Raw genomic sequence first — 23,432 nt, forward strand, 5'->3', positions numbered from 1 at the left:
CTCCCTGTTTAATGTTTAACCCACTTATCGAAGGTTGAGGGTGTTAAATCATATTCTTTGATCCGTTCACTGCGTTTTCTACCTGCATTGTGCAAGTCAACGATTTGTTGTTTGAAGTCATCTGTGAAGTAACGGCGAATTTTTCTAGACATATCTGTTCTCCTCTTTTCTTTAGTGTAGAACACTTTATAAATTCTGTCTAGTTTAGTGTAACCTATTCAAAGAGTTCTTGTTTCTGTCTGTGTACTTTTCTGAGCCTTATCACTGACATCTGACACGTAAACAACCTGATAAGATACTTCCGCAAAAGCTTCATTTTCTTCTGTATTGACATAGATGTTGGCAGACTCAAAGCGATAATCCAACATGTAGTCTTTATAGACTTGGTTGATAGAATCTTCTTGACGAGCTACTTCTTCCTTAAAAGCAGAATCTGTCATATAAGGCTTAATACGGTTGTTGTTCTCACCCAGCTTTTCCTTGGTGTAGTATTGCGTGAGAAATTCTTTAACCAACTCATCAGAGAGAACACTCGCCTTCTCTTTTTCTTTCTCTTTGGTCAGTAATTTTTGAGCCTCAGACTGGATTTGTTTCTGCGTGTGATTGGTGACAGACTGAGAACCAATGGTGTAACCCATCATCACAATAAAGCTAGTCACAGCTAGACCTCCTAAACCAATCAATAGCCGAGCCTTCATTTTATTTAACATCACTAGTGCTATCTCCTTTTTCCATAAGATAGCACTATGATAACAAGATGAACTTGAAAAAGTTATCACAATAAAGAAAAGGACTACCTAACTTAGGTAATCCGATAATCCTTAGCATAAATTTTCTCTATTTATAGTAGACCATTTTTGAGCCATCTTTTATTAGAAATGACTCCAACAAATAAACTTAGAAAAATTAGAATTAATATATAAGGGATTACAACAACAAAGTCGTGCATTTGAATAATTTCCCCTTTAGAAAATATTTTTTCAACTAAAACATATAAAGAATTGGAAGCATCAAAAATTGCAACAAGTTTAAAAAAACCTCCTACTGCAACAAGAATGATAGACAGTATCCAATAAACAAGTGATACCCCTAATGAGATTAACAAATTTGAAAATATTAAACTAATGGTGCCAACAATCAAGATATATTGAAGAACAATTAATGAAAACATTAATAAAGAAAACATAAAATGAAAACTATTAAAACGAAGGAACAATGCCGTTAAAATATTAGAAATAAAAATTGAAAAAACAAATTCAAATAGAAGTACTGTCACTTTTGTAAAAAGAAATTTCAGTGAATTAATACCTGAGAAGAAGCTGAATAATATTGTTTTATCAGCATAGTCCTTGTTAAAAAAATAGACAATTACAAAACCAAATAACAAAAAACCAAACTGGGTAAAAACTGTGTATGTACTGAAATAAAAATCACCTATACTAAGTTTACTAACTTTATCAATTCCCACAGGCAAAATATAGCCCAAAATATAAGATAAAATAACAGAAGAAAAAATATAAAGTAATGTCTTATTTCTAAACGACTTAATAAATTCCATTTTTAACATATCAAATTTCTCCTAAATACCATTTTATTGCTTCGTCCGCTGTCGAAATTTGGTATAATCTTTGATTATCGATTATAAAATAATTTCCATGTAATGTTCGAATGTCACTCAAATCATGAGAAATATTTATAATAATTTTTTCTGGATGCTTTTTACTATATTTTTGTAAAAAAATATGAATTTCATTAACAGTAGCTTTATCAAGCGCATTAGTAATTTCATCAAGAATAATAATTTCTTTATTCCTAGATAATAAAATATATAATTTTATTTTCTGATTTTGTCCATCACTTAATTTTTTTAATGGAATATTATTTGGCACATTTTCTAAACCTAGTAATCTATAAATCTCAGCAGATAAAGACCAGCTTACTGTTTTTATCACATCATTTAGAGTCAATTCTTTGGGTAAATTTGAATAACTCGAAATGACTAATGTTCGATCCGGAATATTCCTTGAAAAATATCCTCCCCTATTTAAAATAAAATCTTTGGCAAGTTGAGATTTCCCCGAACCATTTCGTCCTATTACATGATTTATTATTCCTTCCTCGAAATATAACTCTGAGTCTTTCAATAAAACTTTTTTCCCAATTACCAGGTTATAATTTTTTACTATCATCACTCATCCTCCAAACCATTACTTGCTTCAGAAAGCAACCTGTCCCAAAATAAATAATTAGTTAATGGGCAGAACCTGCAATCCATCTATTTTTTGAACTTTTAACAAAATACCATAAATCATTTACATTATCTAACTCATTTTTTTTGGTTAAAACTTTTTCAAAATTCATGTCGCTAAGGACAGGTTTCATTTCACGTTTGATATTTTCTGATTGTTTCATAATATTTTCCTCCACACTGTGCAGGACAGGTCACTCACTGAAACAAGTAAAATTTTTTTACAAACTCCAAATAAACCAAATAGTATATACGATAACGAATAAAATATTTACTACTTTTATTATTTGAATTAAGCGCCTATTTTCTTCAAAATTTTTCTTTTCTTCCATTCCTTTCAACGATAAAATAACTTTATACCCATCTGAATTCATCATCGGTAAGGAATTAAACATAATATCAATTGACATATATTTTGCTAAATATACCAAAAGAACATTATTTAACATAACACCTAATAGAAATACAAACGTATTTATCAAAAGACTAAACATCATCCCTCCTGAGTGGACGATTAAACGCTCTTTTTTACTCAGTAAATATGTATCATTCATTCGTACAAAGAAAGAGGGGAAAATATAATTAAATTTGAAACCAACTTTATCAATTTTTTTATCAAATAGATGAAAAAATGAAATATGACCTAGCTCATGTAAAATTATGAACATAGGTAAATATGACCTAGTCAAGCATTTTTGTAACACTAGTGTATAAAATTTCTTACGCTGCACGACATCTTGCAGCATAAGGTGTAAGTCCACCGTTTGCACGATGTGGTCTTACGTGATTATATTTCCCATAAACGAATTCATAGAGCTTTTGGTCAAGAATGTCATTTGAATCAAACTTGTAGAGATAATAGAATTCGTGTTTGAGCGTATTGTAGAATCTTTCCATAACGGCATTGTCATATGGACAGCCTGCTTTGCTCATACTTTGTTGGACATAGTTTTTATCACAAAATTTATTGAATTCTTTTGCGGTAAATTGACGCCCTTGATCAGAATGCAGGATAATTCCTTTTGCTGGTTTTCGACGTTCTAGTGCGATTTTCAAGGTTTCCTTTGCCAATTCAGTATCGATATGACTGCTGTTTAATGATGCAACCACTTCACGACCGCAAAGGTCTATAATCGTGCAATTGTAACGCATTGTTCCATCTGGACGAGTTAAATATGTAAAATCAGTACACCATATTTTATTTGGTTTTTTTACATCAAATTCCCTATTCAGAAGGTTTGGAAAGATTTTATTGGCAGTTCCTTTTACATAGTTTGGTTTCTTTCGACGTGTGATGGAACGTAAGCCCAATTCATTCATAAAATGATGTATTGTCAGATCTGAACGAATGCTTCCGATACCCTTAAGATAATCGTTCATCATTCGGTATCCAGGAACTCCATTTTCGCGGTGGTAGATTTCAACAATTTTACGTTGAATCTCTGCCTTTTCCTGACGATAAGCATGTTTTTTGTTTTTAAGATAATTATAGTAAGCATTTGGACAGATGTTCATTCTTCTAAGAAGCCATCTGACCCCAAATGTCTGTTGATATTTCTGGATGAACTGGTACTGAGCTAATCGATTTCCTTCGCAAAGAATGCTGCCGCTTTTTTTAAAAAATCATTTTCCTTTTTGAGTTCTTCAATTTCTTTGCGTAGCTTTTTTGCAACTTCGTATGAATCAGATTCTTCCCGTTTTGTTAGGCTGTTATCGCATTCTTTGCGGTATTGCTGTAACCAGTATGTCAGCGTGCCTTGTCCAAGATTATATTCTTCAGTCAGGCTTTTCTTGGTTCGTCCCTCTTCCAGATAGAGGCGAAGAACCTTTTGTTTGAGCTCAGGCTCGTAACGATTATTTGTCATTGTAACATCTCCTTGGATTATGTATGTATTTTACCAAACTATACACAGGTGTTACAACTTAATTATATCAGGTCAATATATGCATAGAGAGTATATAAAATCAATCTCATCTATCTCTCCAACAACAGATTTTAGGACGATATATATATTAAAAATTTCTAAAGAAAATAGTATAATAAAGAAAATAAATAAGTTTAAACTGGAAATTTTTTCATCTCTATTTTTAAATTTTAAATTGAAATTTTTTATCTCAGTAGCAGTAAGTTTATAGTACTTGTGCTCCTGTATATCTTTTACAATATACTGGTCATCTTCTCCAAAAATTTCATAATTATCATCTTTATATACTTTCAAAGTTTTCATCATAATATAATTTCATGTCGTCTGTAATAGAGTTAATACGATCAATATCTGAGAAAATATATTTACATATTTCACATGTTGACACAAACTTCATATCTGAAATATCTAAATTCATTTTTTCAATAAACCAGCTTAACCCTTCCTCCTTCAAAATATAAAGTAAAATATTAGAATAAAAATTTTTCTCAAGAGTTTCTATAGAAGAATCAGCAATATTTCCAAGTCTGAGTTCACTCTCGAAAACAGACGGTGAACAACAAGGGTAAATATAGCCATCATGATGTACTACAAATTCTCAACCAGTTGCTGGACAAGATAAATCTAACTCAGAAATATTCTTAACGTACAAATCATCTTTATTTATTCCATTTGCACGTCCAACTGGTGAAGCTGGTACAACTGTAATTTGAACCCCAAAAATACTCTCTCCTAATTGCTCCAGTAAACCAATCCCATTATTAGTCTTATCAGCAACCATATTCATTGCTACTTCCATCTCGAACTCCCTAACAATTGTAAGTAGTCTTCTAATATTTTCGACTGGAATATACTTAGCATGGTAATCATCAAAACTAATCGTTAGATATTTTAACCCTGCTTCAGTTAATTCCGTAAGAATTCTTCGAGTAGTGCGATCATTAGTAGCCCAAAAGCCATTTGAAATCAATGTAACTTCTTTGCCAGCTGAAGAAAGTCTTTTTGTAATTTCTAATACTTTCGCTTTCCTTAATAAAGCTTCTCCACCTGTTAATGATACTACTTTTACATCTTCATGACTCTCGGCATACTGAACAATTTTTTCAATTTCAAAATCAGTTAGATAATTTTCAGAATTTGGTAAACAACCAAAACAACAATGAGCACATTTTGCATTACATTTCTGTGTTAAATTTAAAACTATACTTTTCATAAGAATATCCTTCTTTTTCATTACTTAGTTATAGGAATAATAGTAATAACCACATAGATTTTCCCTCCACTTATTTATGCAACTATATTACTACTGGTATAAATCAATTGATTTTTTGTTGCAAATCATATATAATAGTTGCAAATATGTTACACGAGGGTCATTATGAATTTTGGTCAAACTGTAGAATTTATTCGGCATCAAAAAAATTTTTCTATAAAACAAATCTGTGGAGATTATCTTTCTAGGCAAACGTATTACAGATTTGTAAAAGATGAAATAGATATTTCAGCAAAAAAGTTGTTTTATATTTTAGACAGTCTTAATGTAAACGTTGACGAATTCCTCTTTATAAATAATAACTTTCAAGTATCTAAAGAATTCTCTGATATGGAGAAAGTTAAATTTCATTTTGAAAATAAAGACATTAAAGAATTGAATAATTTGCTAACTAATTATTCTTCCAAATCATCGAGTAAAGAGCAGGTTCTATCCTCACTTATTTCCAGTTTGATTGGTCGATTAACTGGAGAAAAAGCTCCTAATGAAGAAAAATTACTACGTGAATATCTGATAAATATCGAAACGTGGACTCACTATGAAACAGTACTTTTTAATAACTCAATGTTTATTTTTGATAACGAATTCATTGAGCTCGTTTTTGCTAAAATTAATTACAATATCGAGAAGTATTCTACCTTGAGATACTATGGTAACGAGTCTATACGAATGTTCATAAACATGGTAATTTTATACATTGACAGACAAGATTTAATAAGAGCTCAACAAACCCTGGATACTGTACAAACTTTCAAATTAAATGATGATTGTCTCTATGAAAAAAGCTGCATATTATTTTTTAGTGAGGTGCTCAACTACTTGACTAGAAAAACAAGTACTTTAAATAATTGTTTCTCAGTTATTACTTATTTCAAAATGGTCGGGAGTACCTCTATTGCTTCAATGTTTGAACTTTACCTTGAAAATCTAGTGAAAAATTATCCCTATCAAATATAGCTCACTCATCTTACAATAAAGTAAATAACCAGCATCATTAAAATACCTGATGCTGGTTATTTACTTTATTTGTCAAAAATTGGATAACCATTTTTATTATGCCATCCGACTTCTAACAACTTTTCTAACAAGTCCAAAGACAAGTAAAAGATTAAAAATAATATAGAAAGTGGTAAAGCTGAAAATTCCATTGGTGGCTAAATCTTCCACATAGAGATATCGTTCTGTAAAAAAGAGGTAAATTCCATAGACTTCTGTGAAAGCTAATAATCCAATTAATCCAATGACAAATAAGCTTCCAAGCATCTTCGCAATCTGGTAAAGGACAAGCAAAATCAGCCCTGTTGCTGCGATAATGAAAAGACTTTGAATAATTTGTTCAATCATATCTGTACCTCTTTCTACGCTAATTGCTTACGATAATAATCTGCCTGTCCCTTATCTAGATTATCAAGTTGTTCAACCAGGTCAAGATACTCTTCTTTGGTGACCTCATCTAAGTCTGGAAAATCATTCTCACGAGTCGTGATAATAACTTCTAATTGACCAATGATTTCTCGCTTTGAAAAGCTGTAATCAAGGGTTTCATCCTCATATTGTCCCTTTAAGGCTTGATAGTTAGCCCTATCTTCAGGACTTGTAAAACCTTGTGCTAACTATTCTTCTAATTGGTAACGTATATCTTCTACTGTCTGGGTCATAATCAATTCTCCTTTGATGATTTCTTAATGTCATTTTACCGCGTTCATTATTTTTTTGTCAGCCTTTTTTTAAAATTCTAGAGAAAGTTGTTGGTCGTGTTGCGGTTGGATCGTTTCATTGAACTTAGCTAGTGCTGCATCAATTTCCTCAACCTCTGCTTCTTGTTCAACCAAGGGGGCAATGATGTCATATTTGGCTTTAACCAGCTGATAATCCTCTTCTTTAGGAAAGACCTTTTCCACCTCAACCCTTGCGACTGATAGCTTATCTTTCAAATTGTTAGCCATTTCTTCTGTTTTTTCTTGGTCCTCTAGGATATGGTCAATGGCATTAGTAATGCGTTGGATGGTTCCCACATCTGATTTCAAGTCTAAAGAGACAGAATACTGGTTGCTGCCTGAAATGGTTAAAGACACCATATCTGGCAAGGGTTCACTAGGACTTCTGGTTGCCATTTTTAGCTCAAATCCTCTAAAATGAGCCAGCGTTCTGACTTCTTTGGTTTCCGAACGGTTGTAGGTAATGAGTTTACGCAGATAGTCTCCAGCCTCTGCACGGTTATCCATCATCTGATTGTCAAACTGCATGATAAAATCTTGTGACTTAGTTGCTAAGGATTGGGCAATATCACGGTCATATTGACTGAGGTGTTTCTCTAATACAGGGAGGTTCTGCTCACAGTAAGAAATGGTATGGCGATACTCATCTTTGGAGCGATTAAAGGCACGCTTTTGATTGTCCAATACCGTCAACTCATTCTCTAGTTCCATTTTTAGTTTGAGATAATGATTACCTGTCGCTAAAGCCTTAAAGTCTGAAGCAGTCATGGTTTGTTCATCAATGTCTTCTGCCGACTGTACTTGGTCTTTAGAGGTCATGATTTGCGTGATGTATTTGAGTTTATTCTCCTTTGTTTGCCAGAGGTAGTTATCGAAGCTCCTTTTCGTAATGTAATGGTAAATATCTACCTCTTGGTGCATATTGCCTTGACGAATTAACCTACCATTGCGTTGGACAATATCACTTGGTCTCCAGGGAACGTCTAAATGGTGGACTGCTTTCATACGTGACTGGACGTTTAGACCTGTTCCACCTTTTTCCGTTGAAGCTATGAGAATCCTGACTTCCCCACTATTGACCTTGCGTGAGAGAGAATTTTTCTTCTCATCGGTATTAGCGTCATGGACAAAGGCAATTGCTTCTTTGGGAATCCCTCTATCCACCAAGAGGTCTTTCAATTCATTGTAAACGTCAATTTGTCAGATCTAACAAATAATCAGTACTGAAATGATAAAGATTTGATAATTTTATCAAATAATCATAAGTAATTAATGAAAAAAGCCTCCGTAATTGGAGGCTTTTTTCATTAATTTTTACTATAGCTTAATTGATTATTTGATAAATTTTAATGATTCCAAAGTATTTCATTAGAAATTAAAAGAGAAAGAGAACTTCCTTACTTTAAAATTTTTTTACATTTTAAGCTATATCTATCTAAATGACTGGCTATCAATTATTTCATCAAATTTATTAAGCATTTCAGTATCTGTATTATGACTTACATAAATAAGACCTAAATTATCAAAAGATAATATTGTTTCTTCAATAGAATCTCTAATTTCTTTATCAAGCTGTGAAGTAGATTCGTCAATTAAGACAAAATCAACGTTTTTAACTAATGCTCTAGCAAGAGCAATTCTCTGCTTTTCTCCTCCTGAAATACTACGACCATTTGATTCAAGGAGCGTATCTAAGCCCAAAGGTTGCTTTTCTATAAATGATTTTAATTGTACCTTATTTAATATATCATCCATTTTTTCTTCTGAAATAAACTGACCTAAAGTTATATTATCTCGAATAGTTCCATTGATTAAATAAATAGATTGATCAATATAAGAAATGTTTTGATAAAATTGTTCTAAATTTACTTCACGAATATCATATTCATTAATTTTTACCTGTCCTGATTCAGGACTTACAAGTCCCAAAATTAATTTTAGTAATGTTGATTTACCACTTCCTGAAGCCCCGACAATAGCATATTTTTTACCTTTATTAAACTCAAAAGAAAAATTTTTAAATATAGTATTTTCACTATATTCTAAATCAACTGAATCAATCGATATTACTGTAAGGTTATTTATTAATTGTTGCTTATCTACTTTTGAACTTTGAAACTTATCTAATAGTACTTCTACTCCTTTAAAAGTTGCTAATGTACCTGTCAAGCTTTGAACTCCATTAAATAAGTTCCCAGCCAGACTTGCAATACTCAAAACACTACCTGTAGCGGTAAGCCCAAGACTGGAAATATATAATGAAATAACAACTAAGCCAATCTGTGACAGCAGAGAAACAAACAACATCACTCCACCGATTTTCGCCTTAGTAATTGAAAAATTGAAATATTGTTTTTCTCTTAATACAATAGAATCATACATTTTACTATGAAACATTGATAAAGCATTTCCGGTAAAATAAACACCCAAACCTTCAATGTTATCTCTCACCGATTCAGTATATTTTTCATTTTCTATAGTATATTTTTCTTGTGCTAACTTAATATACTTCTGAGTTATCCTAGGAATAATTAATGAAACAACAAGCAATAGAATTGAGGTAAGAGCGAGTATCCAATGTAATTTTAAAATATAGAAAAATGCACTTAGAACAATTGTAATACCAAATATAAAATCTAAAAAATTAGTAAAGGCTTGTGATTCAATTTGATCTGCATCATTAATAAACCAAGAAATTGATTTACCAATATCTTTTGTAACAATTAAACTATAAGATTTTTCAATAGTATTTTCTGTAATTTTTTCTTTTAAAGATTCATTAGTTTTTCTTATATACTTTGCTTTAAAGTATTCAGAAATAAATGATAACATTGTAGTTATCATGACTATGATAACTACAAAAATAATTGATTGATAAAAATCTGTTTTATCCTTACTATATGCGTCAAACATAATTGATAATGAATAAGATACTAATGTTACCGATAAAGCAAATAACACCTGAGTCGTAATAGCTAAGAAAGTATGTTTGATATTAGATTTTATTATTTCAATAAATAATTTATTTCTCATTTCCTCTCCCTCCAATATGATTGATAAACTGACTCATTCTATCAAACTCTATTTGATTAATCTTGTAGTAAATCCTTTTTCCTTTAGCTTCAGATTCTAAAATTCCTTCTTTCACTAAAAGTGATAAATGATGACTAATTGTTCCTGTAGAAATCGTTAATTTTTCTGCGATTTCTCGTCCATACATCGAACCCTTAGATAATAATATTATGATATTAAACCGAGTGGGGTCAGAAAGTGCCAAAAACTTACTAGCCATCTCATTCTTATTTTCTTCAACAGAAATAGAATTTTCTCTTAACAAAAAAGGAAGAAAGCCAATAAATAGAAAGCCAGTTAGTTGATCTTCAATGGATAAACTAAAACCTATAGGTTGAGGAAATTGAATAAAAAAAGTATATTCTAAATTATCTAATTTATGATTTTCAATTATATTATTTAGAGCATCTGTAGAATCTAGTGATAAAATATCAACTCCTTTAATACTATTGTAAAAGATACCGAGTTCCTCTATCAAAATTTTATCACGGCTTTTAAAAATACTTTCCATTGAAGATAAAAATTTATAAAAAATATCATAAGTGTCATTAATATTATTAAGAAGTTTGTAAATCATGTAACGTTGTTGCTCATTAAAAATAGTCATCCTATCAAGTTCATCAAAACTAAAACTCGTTGTATTCGTAAAACCTAATGACTCCATATTAATTATGAAACTTTTTTTAATTTTTTCCAAAAGTTCATTTTGTGAGTAATATTCAATACTTTGTTTAAGATTTGAATATGTTAAAAAATTTAAAATCTCAGGTACACATTCATTATCATACCTTTGAAATAGTATTTTCAATTCTGAATGACTGTCCAATAATACTCTTGCTTCAGCTCTAACGACACTTAAAAATGAAACTAACCATTGATATTTTCTATCAATCTCTAATTTAGAGAAAGTAATTTTTTTATAGTCTATTGGCAATACAGAATCATTTGAGGGATCTGTGTTACAAATATATGTTGCTAAAATTAGAGCTTCATTTAAATAATTAATCCTACTTTGTAGATTTAATTGCATTTTTATAATATAAAAGGGAATATTTTTAGATTGCCACTATCCTTATTAACTAAATCTAAAATAGTTAATATCCCTTCTTTTCCTCCAAAAAAATTTTTTTCGTGGTTATCAAAATTAACATCATAAATTTTACCATCTAAAATCATATTTATAATATCTAGATAAAATTGTTCAATTTGTTCAACAACTTCAATCCTAAACTCTTTATTTAATTTGAAATTTTTATAAATTTTATAGAAAGTGTATAGAAAACCTGCACTACCCCTTAAAAAACACGGAGAGGTGCTATATATACCTTTACAGAGTTTAGCAAAATATTCCATTTTACTAAAATATCTACTATCGTTTGTCTTCTGCATAAACTCAATAAGAACCAATATTAAACCACATATTCCATTTGCTATATAATATTCATAAAACTCACTATTTATATTTTTAGCTAAGGATTTTTTATACTTACTATCTTGAAATTCTAATAAAACATCATCTAAATATTCTATAGCTTTACTTAAGGAACTATTACTTTCAAAAATATGATAATGATAAATGTAAAACAATGCTATACCTAATTTTCCATTTTCCAAAGTATTATCAAAATCTTTAATACTAGCATTATTTAAATTTACTTTTATATCCTTAATAACTTTTTTAACTCTATCATCTTTTCGTATTGAATAACTATGTAATAGTGAAATACCTATTCCTGATATTCCCGTCTGGAGACTTTTATCTGAAAAATCAATATTCTTTAGTATTTTTAATAATACTTCATTACACTTGATTCTATTCAAATTTAAAATATACAATAAACCTGAGTGTCCATAAAAAAATGAATTAGTTCTATAGTCAGATATATATTCTTTAAAATAGTTTTCTTCAAATTTTTTATCAAAAATATAATTAGCAGCTAAAAATTGCCCTAGAGTTCCAAATGCAATAGAATTTTTATTTATAATTCGATTATTAATATACCCATCAAAACTTAAATTATTGGGTGAAATGGAATATTTAGAGTCTGAAAGTGAAATTTTATCCTCTCTTTTTATATCTAACTTTTTCTTATCTGGAAGCAAGTGAATTTTATTCAATGTTTCATGGATAAAATTTTTAATTTCCATTACATTTGACTTAGGATTATTAATATTATTTATTAAATGCAATATTTCTATTATATCAGGGTATCTCCTAATTATTGGATCAAGTATTTGGTCAGCATTGAAAATATCGAACAAAGTAGACTTTTTATTGAAACAAAAAAGTAATAAATTAGAAATCGACAATTTGATATTTTCATCATCAGTTTTATTCTTATCATAGAAATTCAATGTATAACTAAAAACTTCTTTATCATCATTGATCTCATGTACGCTTTCTAAATCGATAAAGTAAACACCTGCTTGATTAATAATAATATTATCGGGAGCAAGATCTGTAAAAATATAACCATCTTTATAAAGTTCAATTACATTTTCAACAATTTTTAAAAATAAATTCAGTATTTTAATTATATATTTTTTAACTTGTATAAAATCAAAACCTAAAACAATTGTATTATATTGTGCAGCATAGCTTTCTAAACTATCACCATCAATAAATTCTTCAACTAGATAATAATTATCCCAATCTTGAAAGTTTTCAATAATCCTAGGAACAAATTTAAATTTTTGGAGTCTCTTAAGATTTCCTACTTCATTTCTATATATTGTAAATGAATCATTTTCTTCATCTAGAATTCCTGTGTACGGATAAAACTCTTTAACAATACAATCGAATTGTTTATTTTTTTCATTAGCTTTATAGACACCGCCTATAGGAGAAAATGAAATTCCCTCTTTTATATTATATTTTAGAAGCAAATAACTACTAGTATCTGGAGAGGTTGTAGAATCTAATGGGTCTACTATAAAATCAGGAACATTATAGTAACCAGTTGGTAAATCTAAATATTCATGACCCTTATATTGACCTGATATAATTAAGTTGTAACACCTGTGTATAGTTTGGTAAAATACATACATAATCCAAGGAGATGTTACAATGACAAATAATCGTTACGAGCCTGAGCTCAAACAAAAGGTTCTTCGCCTCTATCTGGAAGAGGGACGAACCAAGAAAAGCCTGACTGAAGAATATAATCTTGGACAAGGCACGCTGACATACTGGTTACAGCAATACCGCAAAGAATGCGATAACAGCCTAACAAAACGGGAAGAATCTGATTCATACGAAGTTGCAAAAAAGCTACGCAAAGAAATTGAAGAACTCAAAAAGGAAAATGATTTTTTAAAAAAAGCGGCAGCATTCTTTGCGAAGGAAATCGATTAGCTCAGTACCAGTTCATCCAGAAATATCAACAGACATTTGGGGTCAGATGGCTTCTTAGAAGAATGAACATCTGTCCAAATGCTTACTATAATTATCTTAAAAACAAAAAACATGCTTATCGTCAGGAAAAGGCAGAGATTCAACGTAAAATTGTTGAAATCTACCACCGCGAAAATGGAGTTCCTGGATACCGAATGATGAACGATTATCTTAAGGGTATCGGAAGCATTCGTTCAGATCTGACAATACATCATTTTATGAATGAATTGGGCTTACGTTCCATCACACGTCGAAAGAAACCAAACTATGTAAAAGGAACTGCCAATAAAATCTTTCCAAACCTTCTGAATAGGGAATTTGATGTAAAAAAACCAAATAAAATATGGTGTACTGATTTTACATATTTAACTCGTCCAGATGGAACAATGCGTTACAATTGCACGATTATAGACCTTTGCGGTCGTGAAGTGGTTGCATCATTAAACAGCAGTCATATCGATACTGAATTGGCAAAGGAAACCTTGAAAATCGCACTAGAACGTCGAAAACCAGCAAAAGGAATTATCCTGCATTCTGATCAAGGGCGTCAATTTACCGCAAAAGAATTCAATAAATTTTGTGATAAAAACTATGTCCAACAAAGTATGAGCAAAGCAGGCTGTCCATATGACAATGCCGTTATGGAAAGATTCTACAATACGCTCAAACACGAATTCTATTATCTCTACAAGTTTGATTCAAATGACATTCTTGACCAAAAGCTCTATGAATTCGTTTATGGGAAATATAATCACGTAAGACCACATCGTGCAAACGGTGGACTTACACCTTATGCTGCAAGATGTCGTGCAGCGTAAGAAATTTTATACACTAGTGTTACAAAAATGCTTGACTAGGTCATATCTAATAAAACGTTTAACTATCCCCTTACTGTCGTATATATTATCTAACAAATTATTACCATATCTGTAATATAAACACTTACAATCATTGTACCTTTTATCTGATAGAATATATGGTCCTTCAAACTGCTTAAGTAATTCATACAGTTCCTTTATACTTTTAATAAAAATATCATCATTGGGAGGATAAAGTGTGATAAATTTACCATAACTGGAAGTATCCCCTTTTTTATGACCATTTTTAAAGTAAAAATCAATATCTTTTATAACTTTAAAACTAATTCTATTTTCAATGCAATACTCACTAACTATATTAAGTAATTTATCATAATTAGATAGTGTACAAGAAACATGTATTTTCCATCCACTTTGAGGAATATTCGGAAATCTAATATTTAAAAAGTATTCATTTTCTATTAAATTTTTACTAATAAATTTATTATATTTGTTACTAAACTGGTACATAATAGTCTCCAATTCACCCATTATAAAAAACTCAAATAATTATAAATTATGTAGAGTATACTATATATTTACCTTAACATCTTATATATAATTCATAAGAGTGTATTTAATCTACGCATTATAAAAATTAATACGAATTTAGATTCGAACTAATATACAATATTAGAATTCAAAACTAAATCTCTTATCAAAAAAGACAAACTAGTATAGTTTAACTAGTCTGTCTAAGTTTAATAACATTTTCTGCAAAATAAAATGCTATATGTCTGATGGAAACTAGATAAATTACGCCTTCACACTACATGAAGAACTAATTAAACTAGCCCATGAATTTGGTTTAGCTTCAGCAGATTTTTTCTGCAATTCTAAGAGCTTCATATCCATTCCCCCTTACTAAGTTTGATTATATTCTATCACTATGTTCTATCAATGTCAAACATTGTTTTATATTTTTTTAAAATATATTAATTTCAATAATTAATTTGAGTTAAAATAGATATACTCTATCAAATTATAAGGTTAGTATATTATTCAATTTATTTAATTTGGTATCTAAATCAACCATTTTTCCTTCAATCATCTATGATGTTCTGACATAATTATCTAATTCAATGATAAAATAGCACTCCTAAGTTTTAGTGTATATCTAACTATTTGTAAGAAATTACATTTAGGATTGTGAAAAGGTTACACTAAACTAGACTGAATTTATAAAGTGTTCTACACTAAAGAAAAGAGGAGAACAGATATGTCTAGAAAAATTCGCCGTTACTTCACAGATGACTTCAAACAACAAATCGTTGACTTGCACAATGCAGGTAGAAGACACCGTACTTTTCTAGGCTCTCCAATAAGGCTTTATTAAGTCGTTTATTATTTCCTAAATAAATTTCTAACATTAGTACCTCCTAAACTGATAAACCCTTTTCTAGTGCTTGAGTTGGTGGGGTAAACACCTTACTCATATCAATAGGTGACATGCCTTCACCATAACTCTTAATAGTTATCAAACTCGTAACCATATCAAGGATAAGACAGAAGAAAAAGTAAGAGATGAGCCATCTTCACTTCCAATTTCATGTCCTTGTATCTGATACTCTCAAATAGGAGTTTTGGTGTCTTATAATACCTCTCTGATGTTTGATAGTGATTTGTATTTATACGTTTCATATCTTTTCCTCTTTCATAAAATTTCCATCTTAAAATAAAAAAGAGAACATTTTTTAAATGTTCTCGCAAATGCACTATTCTTGATTCCTCCTTAATGACAGACAGATTGTAGAACACTCAAATCCTTGATTTAACAGCGTTTTAAGCACCTGTCATTATTATGACACCATCCCCACCTGGAAATGCTGCGCCAGACCAACTATACCGTTTAGGATCTCGAATCTGAACTACTACATTTTCATCCTGATCCTCTATCATACACATATTCGTAAGTGTAACCAATTGTTTACGTGACATATGATCTCCTATTCTCTATCCAGTACCTATCATAATGAAGACTTACCCTTCAAATTGACCTCTACCACTTCAATCTTCTCCCCACCAAGCAAAATCAAATGGCAGTCTACACGATTTATCTTGTAGGCTTTTTTCAATGCCTCGGCATAGAGTTGCATTTGAGCTTGGTAACGTTGGCTGAGTTGGCTTGGTTGGTCATATTTGTCTGTCTTGTAATCAAAGAGTACAATATGATCATCATATAGCAGGTAGCCATCGATAATCCCACGAAGGACAAATTGTTCCTGTGACAAAGAATCTGTCTGCAAACTTGCAAATGGAGCTTCTCGGTGAAGTTTGTCCGTATTTGCTAGAATTTCTCTTCCTAAGTCTGTATCAAAGAAATCCAAAATCATTTGAAGATTGATTTTATCTTTAATCGCTTGCTCAGCATGAACAGTTTCTAGAGCTTCTCTTACCGTATCTTCTGTCACCAACCAAGACAGATCCAAGCGTTGCATGAGTTCATGGACTGCCGAACCGACTTGGGCTCCAGTGATTTTTGGTTTCTTGGAGAAATCTGGTAAGTTGAAGGTCCGTTTTGGCTGGTATTTTTCCATGACTTCCATGCCTTCTTGTTCCAAGACAGGCTCATAGAGTTTCTTGATTTGACTTGGAGTCCGTAAACTTGGTAATTCTATAGCAGCCTTATAGCGTTCGTTCAACTCTTGGACAGAAGACAACTGGTCCAAGGCCTGGGCGATGTCTTCTGATTGACGAATATCTTTAAGGCTGGCATCTTCTAGCTTATTCTTCAATTTCAGTTTACCAATCTTCTCCTCCGTCAAATCCTCATCCGTTACAAAGACTTTCTTGAAGTGCAAGTCTTCTCCTGAGAAGGCCTCATCAATGGCTAGAATCCAGTCTTGGAAGGTCGCCATACTTTCACGAGTTGATTGGGCAAGTACGCCATCTTCCTTTTTGCCATCGTATTTTTCAGCTAACTTGTCAGCATTGCCCTTTCCAACCAGATACAGCTTCTTCTCGGCACGCGTTAGTGCAACATAAAGCAACCGCATTTGTTCTGAAAGATTGGCAATTTTTAGCTCTTGGAGATTATTTTGATAAGGAAGGGTGTTCATTAAGACTCGAACCTGGGGTAATGGGCTATTTACCTTATCTTTCATATCCGCTAAATATTGAATGCCTAGACCATTTTTCCGGCTGATGATGACTGACTGATAATGGTCTTCCAAGTTGAATCGCTTATCGATGTTCATGAGGAAGACATATTTAAACTCCAAACCTTTTGACTTGTGAATCGTCATAAGCTGTACAGCATTTTGCGGTAGAAACTCTTGTACATCTGCCAAGTCCTTGTCATTTGCTAAGGCACGGTCAATCATGGCGATGAAGCGAGACAAGCCCTTGTAGCCTGTTTTTTCAAACTGGTTGGCACGCAGACCTAGTGCATATAGATTGGTCTGACGCTTGCTGCCATTTGGGAGAGCACCGACATAGTCATAGTAGAATTTTTCATTGAAAATCTTCCAGATCAAGTCATAAATAGAATGCAGTTTGGCATAGGCACGCCAGTTTTCCAAAATAGACAAAAAATCCGTGATTTTCTTCTTCAACTCTCCTGATATAAGTTCAGGATGTTGCCCACTTTCTTGTTGGGCTACTTCAATTTTTTGGTAAAAGAAACCTGTCCCATCCTGCAAGGAAATACGTGTCAGCTCATCCTCATCAAATCGGAACATGGGCGATTTAAGTAAGGCAACGAGGGCATAGTCATTGAGTGGGTTATTGATAACTCGCAAGGTATCCAGCATGATCATGACTTCTAAAGATTGCAGATAGGAGGCTGCTCCGCCATCTGCCACAATAGGAATCCCATGTTTTTCAAAAATGGACATAATGAGGTCATTGTGCGTCCGTTTTTGCACCAATAGAGTGATGTCCTTGAAGTCTGCTCCTTCTTCATTGTGAAGACGAATAATCTCTTTTGCAACGACCTCAATTTCACCAGCAGTCAGAGGCGCTTCCTCCTCAGCATCCATTGAAGAATTTGCGTTTTCCTGCTGGTCGTAAATGAAGTATTCCATCTCATGCTTGGGCTGGGCAATTTTTTGACCTGGACTACCTGCTACTAGACTGTGGGTGTCATCATACTTGATTTCCCCTACTTGGCGGTCCATCAGGCGCGTGAAAATAGCATTTGTTGCCTCCAAGACCTCAATCTGACTACGGAAGTTTTCCTTGAGCAAAATCAATTTCCCAGCCTGAGGATTTGCCTGATACAGTTCAAATTTCTCTTGGAAAATCATTGGATCCGCCTGACGGAATCGATAGATGGATTGCTTAATGTCGCCTACCATAAAGCGGTTGTGACCGTTAGACAGCAGGTCCAGCATTCGCTCTTGGCTATGGTTGTTATCCTGGTACTCGTCTACCATGACTTCGTGGTATTTTTTTTGGAAAAACTGGCGGATGTCCGCATTTTCTTCTAAAATACGAATAGCGAAATGCCCAATATCGCCAAATTCAAAGGCTGCTTCCTTGATTTTTACATTCAGATAAGCCTGCGAAAAATCCAAGACAAAGTCACGTAATAATATCAGCAAGGGCACAGCTTGATCCTGATAATCTTTCAGCAGGGTCAATTCATAAACTTCCTGACCCAAATCTCGTAGTCCTGAGATAATCTGACTCTTGCCAGCATTGTATTCTTCTTTAAAGGCTATCAAATGCTCATCTTTTGGTCGATTGGCATTGGTCAGGCCCTTGCCTCTGGACTGATCATTGATGAGAAGGATTCTTTCAACCCGCTCCATCAACTGCTTGGATTCCAGTTGGTCTATACCGGTTAACAATTCGATTACATCTTCAACGCTTGAAAAATACTTAGCAGAACCAAAGTCATTTCTGCCCCATTCCACATGGTAGCGGAAGAAATCTGCAGCTTGATAGAGCTTCTCTAAAACTTTTTCCTTAAAGCCCTGCTCTAACACCTGCTCAATACGCTCTTGACTGTACAAATCAGCTTGAACAGCTTGCTCTTTCAGCCATTTAGTTGGACTGCTCGTCGATTGGCTAAAATCATGCACCTGATAAACAACCTGACGAAAACCACTGTTATCCTTACGGTTGCCCGAAAAATTGCGAACCAGTTTGCGGAATGCACCATTTTCATCCTGTTCAAGATAATCTGCAAAGAGCTGATCGAAAACCTCTTTTTTCAGACTCGCTTTTTCTGTCTCATCCTGTAAAATCCGAAACTGTGGAGAAATACCAAGGCTATAACCATAGGTTGTCACCAATTTCTGCGTAAAGGAGTCCATGGTCCCAATATCCGCCTTGGTCAAATCCGCCAACTGGGCAGACAAATGCCGTCGCAATTCCATATCCGTCGTCTTCGCAATGGTTTCATTGAGATTTTTTTCGATCCGCTCCTTCAATTCACCAGCCGCTTTGACTGTAAAGGTCGAGATAAAGAGCTGGTCAATCCCGACGCCACGCTTCAACTTATCCAAAATCCTTTGAACCATGACGAAGGTCTTTCCTGACCCAGCTGATGCAGAGACCAGAACATTCTGACCGTGCGTGTAGATGGCTTCAATCTGCTCAGGTGTGCGTTTTTGTTGCTTATCAGAATTGGCTTCCGCCAACTGCATAGCCTTGATTTCTTCAGCACTTAAAAATTCTTCAAAAGCCATTAGTCCTGACCTCCTTTCATTCGTTCCATCCAATCTTGACGCTTGGCCTCTTTGACCATCCGCCGCGCCATTCCCATGTGCCGATCCGCCTCAAAACCAGTGATTGCCTTCAGCTGCTCACCTGCCACCGAACGCCCATCTTTGGTATAAGGATTAATAGCAAAGCGACCATCCAGGATGTCCATGGCAGCTTGTTTGTAGAGTTGTTGGTTGTGGTTCAATAAAACCACAAACTCATCTTCCGTATAGAGTTGGTTACGAGTCTGATAAAAATGATTGAGACCCAGACTTTCCTCCTTCAAGAAAAGCCCCTTGTAAACCAAGCTCGTATTGGCAGCTACTTCTAGCTGTTCTAAATTCTTCGTATCCTTTAATTTGATAATCGGATCCTGCAAATGCAAATACATGGCTCCAAAAACAGGTTTATCCTTGGTTTCATCCAGCTCTTGTAAGGCTGCCAGATAGGTCACCAACTGAGGTTTAAGACCATTGTAAAAATCCCCAACTGAAAAAGATTGGTCGCTGGACTTGTAATCCACAACGCCAACAGCCTGATTGATTTGCAAGGTATCCAAGCGGTCAATGGTACCATTTACATGCACACTCTTACCATTTTGAAGGTCAAAAACTAGCGCCTTATCCTGACGGAAACTCTTTTCCTGACCGTCAATTTCAACCAAATCATTATTCCGCAAAATGGTCGCACTGGAGCGAGCAATCTTATCCAGCACCTCCTCCGTATAACGAGAAGCCGCATCCTGGTTATAAAACATAGCAAATTCTGCCTCGTCACGTGTACGCAGGATGGCCTTGTCCACTTTTTGATCAAAATCTAGCTCAGATTGGTCCATGACCACTCGTTCAAAAATCCGATGCAAGAACAAACCATGCTGAAAGGCAGTCGGATGGATGGATTCCTGTTCCCGCAGGCGAAGAACATTACGGACAAAGTAAAGATATTGGTTATTGTAGAAATTGGTCAAGCTGGATGCTGAAAGATTGAGCGGCTTATCCTCTGGATATAAAGCAGCCAAGGTTTCATCTGAAAGTTGTTTAGAAGCAATATCACCAGTAATGGTCGGAATTTCAATGCCTTGCGACTCCAATTTCTTCTTCAAATGGCGAACCAAGACTGTCCAGAAGGCCGTCTGCCCTTCCCATTCTTCATTATCAAGAGATGGTCTTTCTGACTCAATCAAACGGGATAAGAGACTCTTGTAGTGACCGATGTCTTGCGGACTAAGTCTTTTAATCCGTCCACGTTCTTCGGATTTCAGCCCCATTTTTTGGAGAATTTTAATATAAGGGGAGAGACTATCTTCACCTTCGTTATAAATCTGAGGAGTAGAAATAACTAACTGTTCCGTCGCAGAATTAAGCAGAGACATCATAGCAGCATGGTTCTTCTTGATATTCTCTCGGCTGACCAAATCAAAACGTGAAGAACTAGCCGAAACAAGATTGACTTTTTCCATCTCTTCTTCTGTCAATAGACTGGTATTCTTAGCAACTTTTGGAAAATTAGACTGGCCCATCCCGATAGCATAAACATACTTTGCAGTGTGCGGCTCGATCAAATCATAGGATTTAACATTGACCACATCAACCGTTGCAGGAACGGTACGATAGTGACTGGCCTGCATACCAGCCTGTAAAATAGCCAGAAAATCATCCATTTTTAATTTTTCTTTTCCGAAAATCTGATAAAAATTCTCTAGAATATGGGTAAAACTTTTCCAGACCTGTTCTTCTTTTTCTTGCTCTACTTCACTCAAATTTCGAGACATTTTTTCCATATTTTTAGGAAGCTCAATTGCCTCCAAAAAGGCCATGAATTTTTCAAGCAAACTGGCACCTGATTGGGGACCTGCCTTAAACAGCTGGTTCAAAGGCTCCATAATCTTAGCACGTAGAGGTTCCAAGACAGTCAAATCATAGACAAGCCTTTTCTCCTTGATGATTTCAGCATCATAGTCTGCTCTGCCATTGACCGAAAAAGCCCTCGAAAAAGCAGCCTGCCCCTTCATATCCGCAAAGAGGATGTAAGACTCAAATAGGTCCAGCTCCTTTTGTGAAATGCTGGCGTACAAACCAGATTTGAGGAGATTGAGCAGGTCTTCCGCACGGAAACGATAGCGACGTAAGCGTTCCAAGGACTCCACAAAATGGACCAACGGATGATGACTCATCTCCTCTGCCTTGCCAAAATAGTAAGGAATATCATACTTGTCAAAAATCTTGCCAATCTGCAACTTGTAGCTATCCACATCACCCAAAAGCAACAAGATGTCTTTATAGCGAGCACCTTGATGCACATGCTGACGAATTGCAGTTGCAACTTGCTCCACCTCTTCTTTTTGGTTAACAACCTCCCAGAGTTGGATTTTTTCTTGGTCTGATGGAGTCAAGTCAAGCATGGTCCCGCTGTAGTCATAATTGGCTTCCATATTCTTTGAAAACTTACCGATACTGTCCAAGACTGGCTCTTGACCAATATAAGTAGCCTTAGTCTGGAACTGCGCTGATAACTGACGTAAAAAGTCAACGTTAGCTTGATAAACGTTCCCTTCCGCATAGGCGGCTTGCACAGCTTTCTTGCTGGCATATACACCAATCAGGATTTCCGACACCCGTTCATTTAAAGCACTTACTAAAGCTTCTTCTTCTGCCGAAAAACGAGAAAATCCGTCTACCACCAGCACGATGTTCTTCAACTGCTCATCCAACTGACCAGTTTCCACCAAGCTAGTCAGCTGTGTTAACTTAGACTGATGCTCAAAGCCTTCTTTGGACAAAATGTCAGTTACAGCCAGAAAAATCTTTACCAAATCAGCCTGTTTATCTAGTGACTCCATGGCTTCCAAGTCCAGAATAGACATATTTGCCCGTTGCAATTCTTTGTATAAAGCAACTAGCTGGTTAATAAAACCAAAATCTGTCTGTAAACGACCATAGACTTTCAAGTCGCCATCATCAAATTGCGATAGAACACGAAAGAAAATCATAGCCAGACCAACATCATCCAGCGGTTGACCTGCTTCTTTCCTATCAATCATCAAATAGCGGGCCAATTGCCCAAAACGGGTCACGATAATATCAAAAGTTGCCTGTTCAGGCAGGTATTCCAAGACCTTGCGCTCCATCTCAAAGGATAGAGAGTTTGGAGCAATGTAAAAAACTCGCTTACCTTCCTTAGCAAATTCTGCTGCGGTATCCGTTAAATACTGCGTCAGAGGATTTCGAATATCTGTATAGACCAATTCCATCTTTCGTTCTCATTCTTTCCTGAATATACTATGTCTAGTATAT

The 23,432-nt window shown here is 34.0% G+C and carries 17 protein-coding genes and 5 pseudogenes; 2 read left to right on the top strand and 20 right to left on the bottom strand.

Annotated elements, in window-relative coordinates; all coding sequences use genetic code 11:
• Positions 1-14: 14 nt before the first annotated feature.
• The 9 genes and pseudogenes from D2A30_05970 to D2A30_06010 form a co-directional block, all read right to left on the bottom strand.
• Positions 15-152 (bottom strand): annotated as a pseudogene (locus tag D2A30_05970) (IS3 family transposase).
• A 66-nt stretch (positions 153-218) separates the two neighbouring features.
• Positions 219-713 carry a hypothetical protein gene (locus D2A30_05975; GenBank protein ULL21152.1) on the bottom strand — a complete coding sequence of 165 codons (495 nt, stop codon included), beginning with the start codon at positions 711-713 and terminating at the stop codon, positions 219-221.
• A 128-nt stretch (positions 714-841) separates the two neighbouring features.
• Positions 842-1,567 carry an ABC transporter permease gene (locus tag D2A30_05980; GenBank protein ID ULL21153.1) on the bottom strand — a complete coding sequence of 242 codons (726 nt, stop codon included), beginning with the start codon at positions 1,565-1,567 and terminating at the stop codon, positions 842-844.
• A gap of 1 nt (position 1,568) precedes the next feature.
• The gene (locus tag D2A30_05985) at positions 1,569-2,189 is read right to left on the bottom strand and encodes an ATP-binding cassette domain-containing protein (protein ULL21154.1); all 621 of its coding nucleotides are present in this window, start codon (positions 2,187-2,189) and stop codon (positions 1,569-1,571) included.
• A 61-nt stretch (positions 2,190-2,250) separates the two neighbouring features.
• On the bottom strand, positions 2,251-2,412 hold the full coding sequence (locus D2A30_05990) for a YydF family exported signaling peptide (protein ULL21155.1): 162 nt from the start codon (positions 2,410-2,412) through the stop codon (positions 2,251-2,253).
• A 57-nt stretch (positions 2,413-2,469) separates the two neighbouring features.
• Positions 2,470-2,994, bottom strand: a complete 525-nt coding sequence (locus tag D2A30_05995; protein ID ULL21156.1) for a peptidase — start codon at positions 2,992-2,994, stop codon at positions 2,470-2,472.
• Positions 2,969-4,113, bottom strand: a protein-coding gene (locus D2A30_06000; protein ULL21157.1) for an IS3 family transposase whose coding sequence is annotated in 2 segments (ribosomal slippage) — positions 2,969-3,852 and positions 3,852-4,113 — 1,146 coding nt in all. Because the reading frame shifts where the segments join, the coding sequence is not laid out codon by codon here. Before D2A30_06000 ends, D2A30_05995 begins: the two co-directional genes overlap by 26 nt.
• 72 nt (positions 4,114-4,185) lie before the next feature.
• Positions 4,186-4,479, bottom strand: coding sequence for a hypothetical protein (locus tag D2A30_06005; GenBank protein ID ULL21158.1), 294 nt, complete (start codon positions 4,477-4,479; stop codon positions 4,186-4,188).
• Positions 4,454-5,386: pseudogene (locus tag D2A30_06010) on the bottom strand (YydG family peptide radical SAM peptide maturase). The gene D2A30_06005 and the pseudogene D2A30_06010 overlap by 26 nt, the downstream one beginning before the upstream one ends.
• Positions 5,387-5,551: 165 nt before the next feature.
• Between D2A30_06010 and D2A30_06015 the strand changes: the two are divergent.
• Positions 5,552-6,403, top strand: a complete 852-nt coding sequence (locus D2A30_06015) for an Rgg/GadR/MutR family transcriptional regulator (GenBank protein ULL21159.1) — start codon at positions 5,552-5,554, stop codon at positions 6,401-6,403.
• Positions 6,404-6,499: 96 nt separating this feature from the next.
• Here D2A30_06015 and D2A30_06020 read toward each other — a convergent pair whose 3' ends face one another.
• From D2A30_06020 to D2A30_06045, 6 genes and pseudogenes are all read right to left on the bottom strand, one after another.
• On the bottom strand, positions 6,500-6,790 hold the full coding sequence (locus D2A30_06020; GenBank protein ULL21160.1) for a hypothetical protein: 291 nt from the start codon (positions 6,788-6,790) through the stop codon (positions 6,500-6,502).
• A 14-nt stretch (positions 6,791-6,804) separates the two neighbouring features.
• A pseudogene (locus D2A30_06025) lies at positions 6,805-7,104 on the bottom strand (hypothetical protein).
• A gap of 69 nt (positions 7,105-7,173) precedes the next feature.
• Positions 7,174-8,358, bottom strand: a pseudogene (locus D2A30_06030) (hypothetical protein).
• 237 nt (positions 8,359-8,595) lie between these two features.
• Positions 8,596-10,197, bottom strand: coding sequence for an ABC transporter ATP-binding protein (locus D2A30_06035; protein ID ULL21161.1), 1,602 nt, complete (start codon positions 10,195-10,197; stop codon positions 8,596-8,598).
• Positions 10,187-11,266 (bottom strand): ArsR family transcriptional regulator, encoded by a 1,080-nt coding sequence (locus D2A30_06040; protein ID ULL21162.1) that lies wholly within the window; start codon positions 11,264-11,266, stop codon positions 10,187-10,189. Before D2A30_06040 ends, D2A30_06035 begins: the two co-directional genes overlap by 11 nt.
• Before the next feature lie 2 nt (positions 11,267-11,268).
• Positions 11,269-13,284: a hypothetical protein gene (locus tag D2A30_06045; protein ULL21163.1), complete on the bottom strand. Its 2,016-nt coding sequence runs from the start codon at positions 13,282-13,284 to the stop codon at positions 11,269-11,271.
• 19 nt (positions 13,285-13,303) lie between these two features.
• Here D2A30_06045 and D2A30_06050 point away from each other — a divergent pair.
• Positions 13,304-14,448, top strand: a protein-coding gene (locus D2A30_06050; GenBank protein ID ULL21164.1) for an IS3 family transposase whose coding sequence is annotated in 2 segments (ribosomal slippage) — positions 13,304-13,565 and positions 13,565-14,448 — 1,146 coding nt in all. Because the reading frame shifts where the segments join, the coding sequence is not laid out codon by codon here.
• Positions 14,449-14,454: 6 nt separating this feature from the next.
• Here the strand turns inward: D2A30_06050 and D2A30_06055 are convergent.
• The 5 genes and pseudogenes from D2A30_06055 to rexB all read right to left on the bottom strand — a co-directional run bounded on the left by D2A30_06055 (position 14,455) and on the right by rexB (position 23,389).
• Positions 14,455-14,958, bottom strand: a complete 504-nt coding sequence (locus D2A30_06055) for a hypothetical protein (GenBank protein ID ULL21165.1) — start codon at positions 14,956-14,958, stop codon at positions 14,455-14,457.
• 1,044 nt (positions 14,959-16,002) lie between these two features.
• Positions 16,003-16,128 (bottom strand): annotated as a pseudogene (locus D2A30_06060) (replication initiator protein A).
• Between the two features lie 141 nt (positions 16,129-16,269).
• On the bottom strand, positions 16,270-16,425 hold the full coding sequence (locus tag D2A30_06065) for a DNA mismatch repair protein MutT (GenBank protein ID ULL21166.1): 156 nt from the start codon (positions 16,423-16,425) through the stop codon (positions 16,270-16,272).
• Between the two features lie 29 nt (positions 16,426-16,454).
• On the bottom strand, positions 16,455-20,156 hold the full coding sequence (gene addA / locus D2A30_06070) for a helicase-exonuclease AddAB subunit AddA (GenBank protein ID ULL21167.1): 3,702 nt from the start codon (positions 20,154-20,156) through the stop codon (positions 16,455-16,457).
• Positions 20,123-23,389 (bottom strand): ATP-dependent nuclease subunit B, encoded by a 3,267-nt coding sequence (gene rexB, locus D2A30_06075; GenBank protein ULL21168.1) that lies wholly within the window; start codon positions 23,387-23,389, stop codon positions 20,123-20,125. The genes addA and rexB overlap by 34 nt, the downstream gene beginning before the upstream one ends.
• Positions 23,390-23,432: the final 43 nt, after the last annotated feature.

The organism is Streptococcus suis (assembly GCA_022354845.1).
In the GTDB taxonomy this organism is placed as follows: domain Bacteria; phylum Bacillota; class Bacilli; order Lactobacillales; family Streptococcaceae; genus Streptococcus; species Streptococcus suis_AA.

What these genes read in the sequence shown, in the direction of transcription:
- D2A30_05980 (ULL21153.1), bottom strand. Translation starts at nt 1,567, where the DNA reads ATGTTAAAAATGGAATTTATTAAGTCGTTTAGAAATAAGACATTACTT.
- D2A30_05985 (ULL21154.1), bottom strand. Translation starts at nt 2,189, where the DNA reads ATGATAGTAAAAAATTATAACCTGGTAATTGGGAAAAAAGTTTTATTG.
- D2A30_05990 (ULL21155.1), bottom strand. Translation starts at nt 2,412, where the DNA reads ATGAAACAATCAGAAAATATCAAACGTGAAATGAAACCTGTCCTTAGC.
- D2A30_05995 (ULL21156.1), bottom strand. Translation starts at nt 2,994, where the DNA reads ATGCTGCAAGATGTCGTGCAGCGTAAGAAATTTTATACACTAGTGTTA.
- D2A30_06005 (ULL21158.1), bottom strand. Translation starts at nt 4,479, where the DNA reads ATGATGAAAACTTTGAAAGTATATAAAGATGATAATTATGAAATTTTT.
- D2A30_06015 (ULL21159.1), top strand. Translation starts at nt 5,552, where the DNA reads ATGAATTTTGGTCAAACTGTAGAATTTATTCGGCATCAAAAAAATTTT.
- D2A30_06020 (ULL21160.1), bottom strand. Translation starts at nt 6,790, where the DNA reads ATGATTGAACAAATTATTCAAAGTCTTTTCATTATCGCAGCAACAGGG.
- D2A30_06035 (ULL21161.1), bottom strand. Translation starts at nt 10,197, where the DNA reads ATGAGAAATAAATTATTTATTGAAATAATAAAATCTAATATCAAACAT.
- D2A30_06040 (ULL21162.1), bottom strand. Translation starts at nt 11,266, where the DNA reads ATGCAATTAAATCTACAAAGTAGGATTAATTATTTAAATGAAGCTCTA.
- D2A30_06045 (ULL21163.1), bottom strand. Translation starts at nt 13,284, where the DNA reads ATGTATGTATTTTACCAAACTATACACAGGTGTTACAACTTAATTATA.
- D2A30_06055 (ULL21165.1), bottom strand. Translation starts at nt 14,958, where the DNA reads ATGTACCAGTTTAGTAACAAATATAATAAATTTATTAGTAAAAATTTA.
- D2A30_06065 (ULL21166.1), bottom strand. Translation starts at nt 16,425, where the DNA reads ATGTCACGTAAACAATTGGTTACACTTACGAATATGTGTATGATAGAG.
- rexB (ULL21168.1), bottom strand. Translation starts at nt 23,389, where the DNA reads ATGGAATTGGTCTATACAGATATTCGAAATCCTCTGACGCAGTATTTA.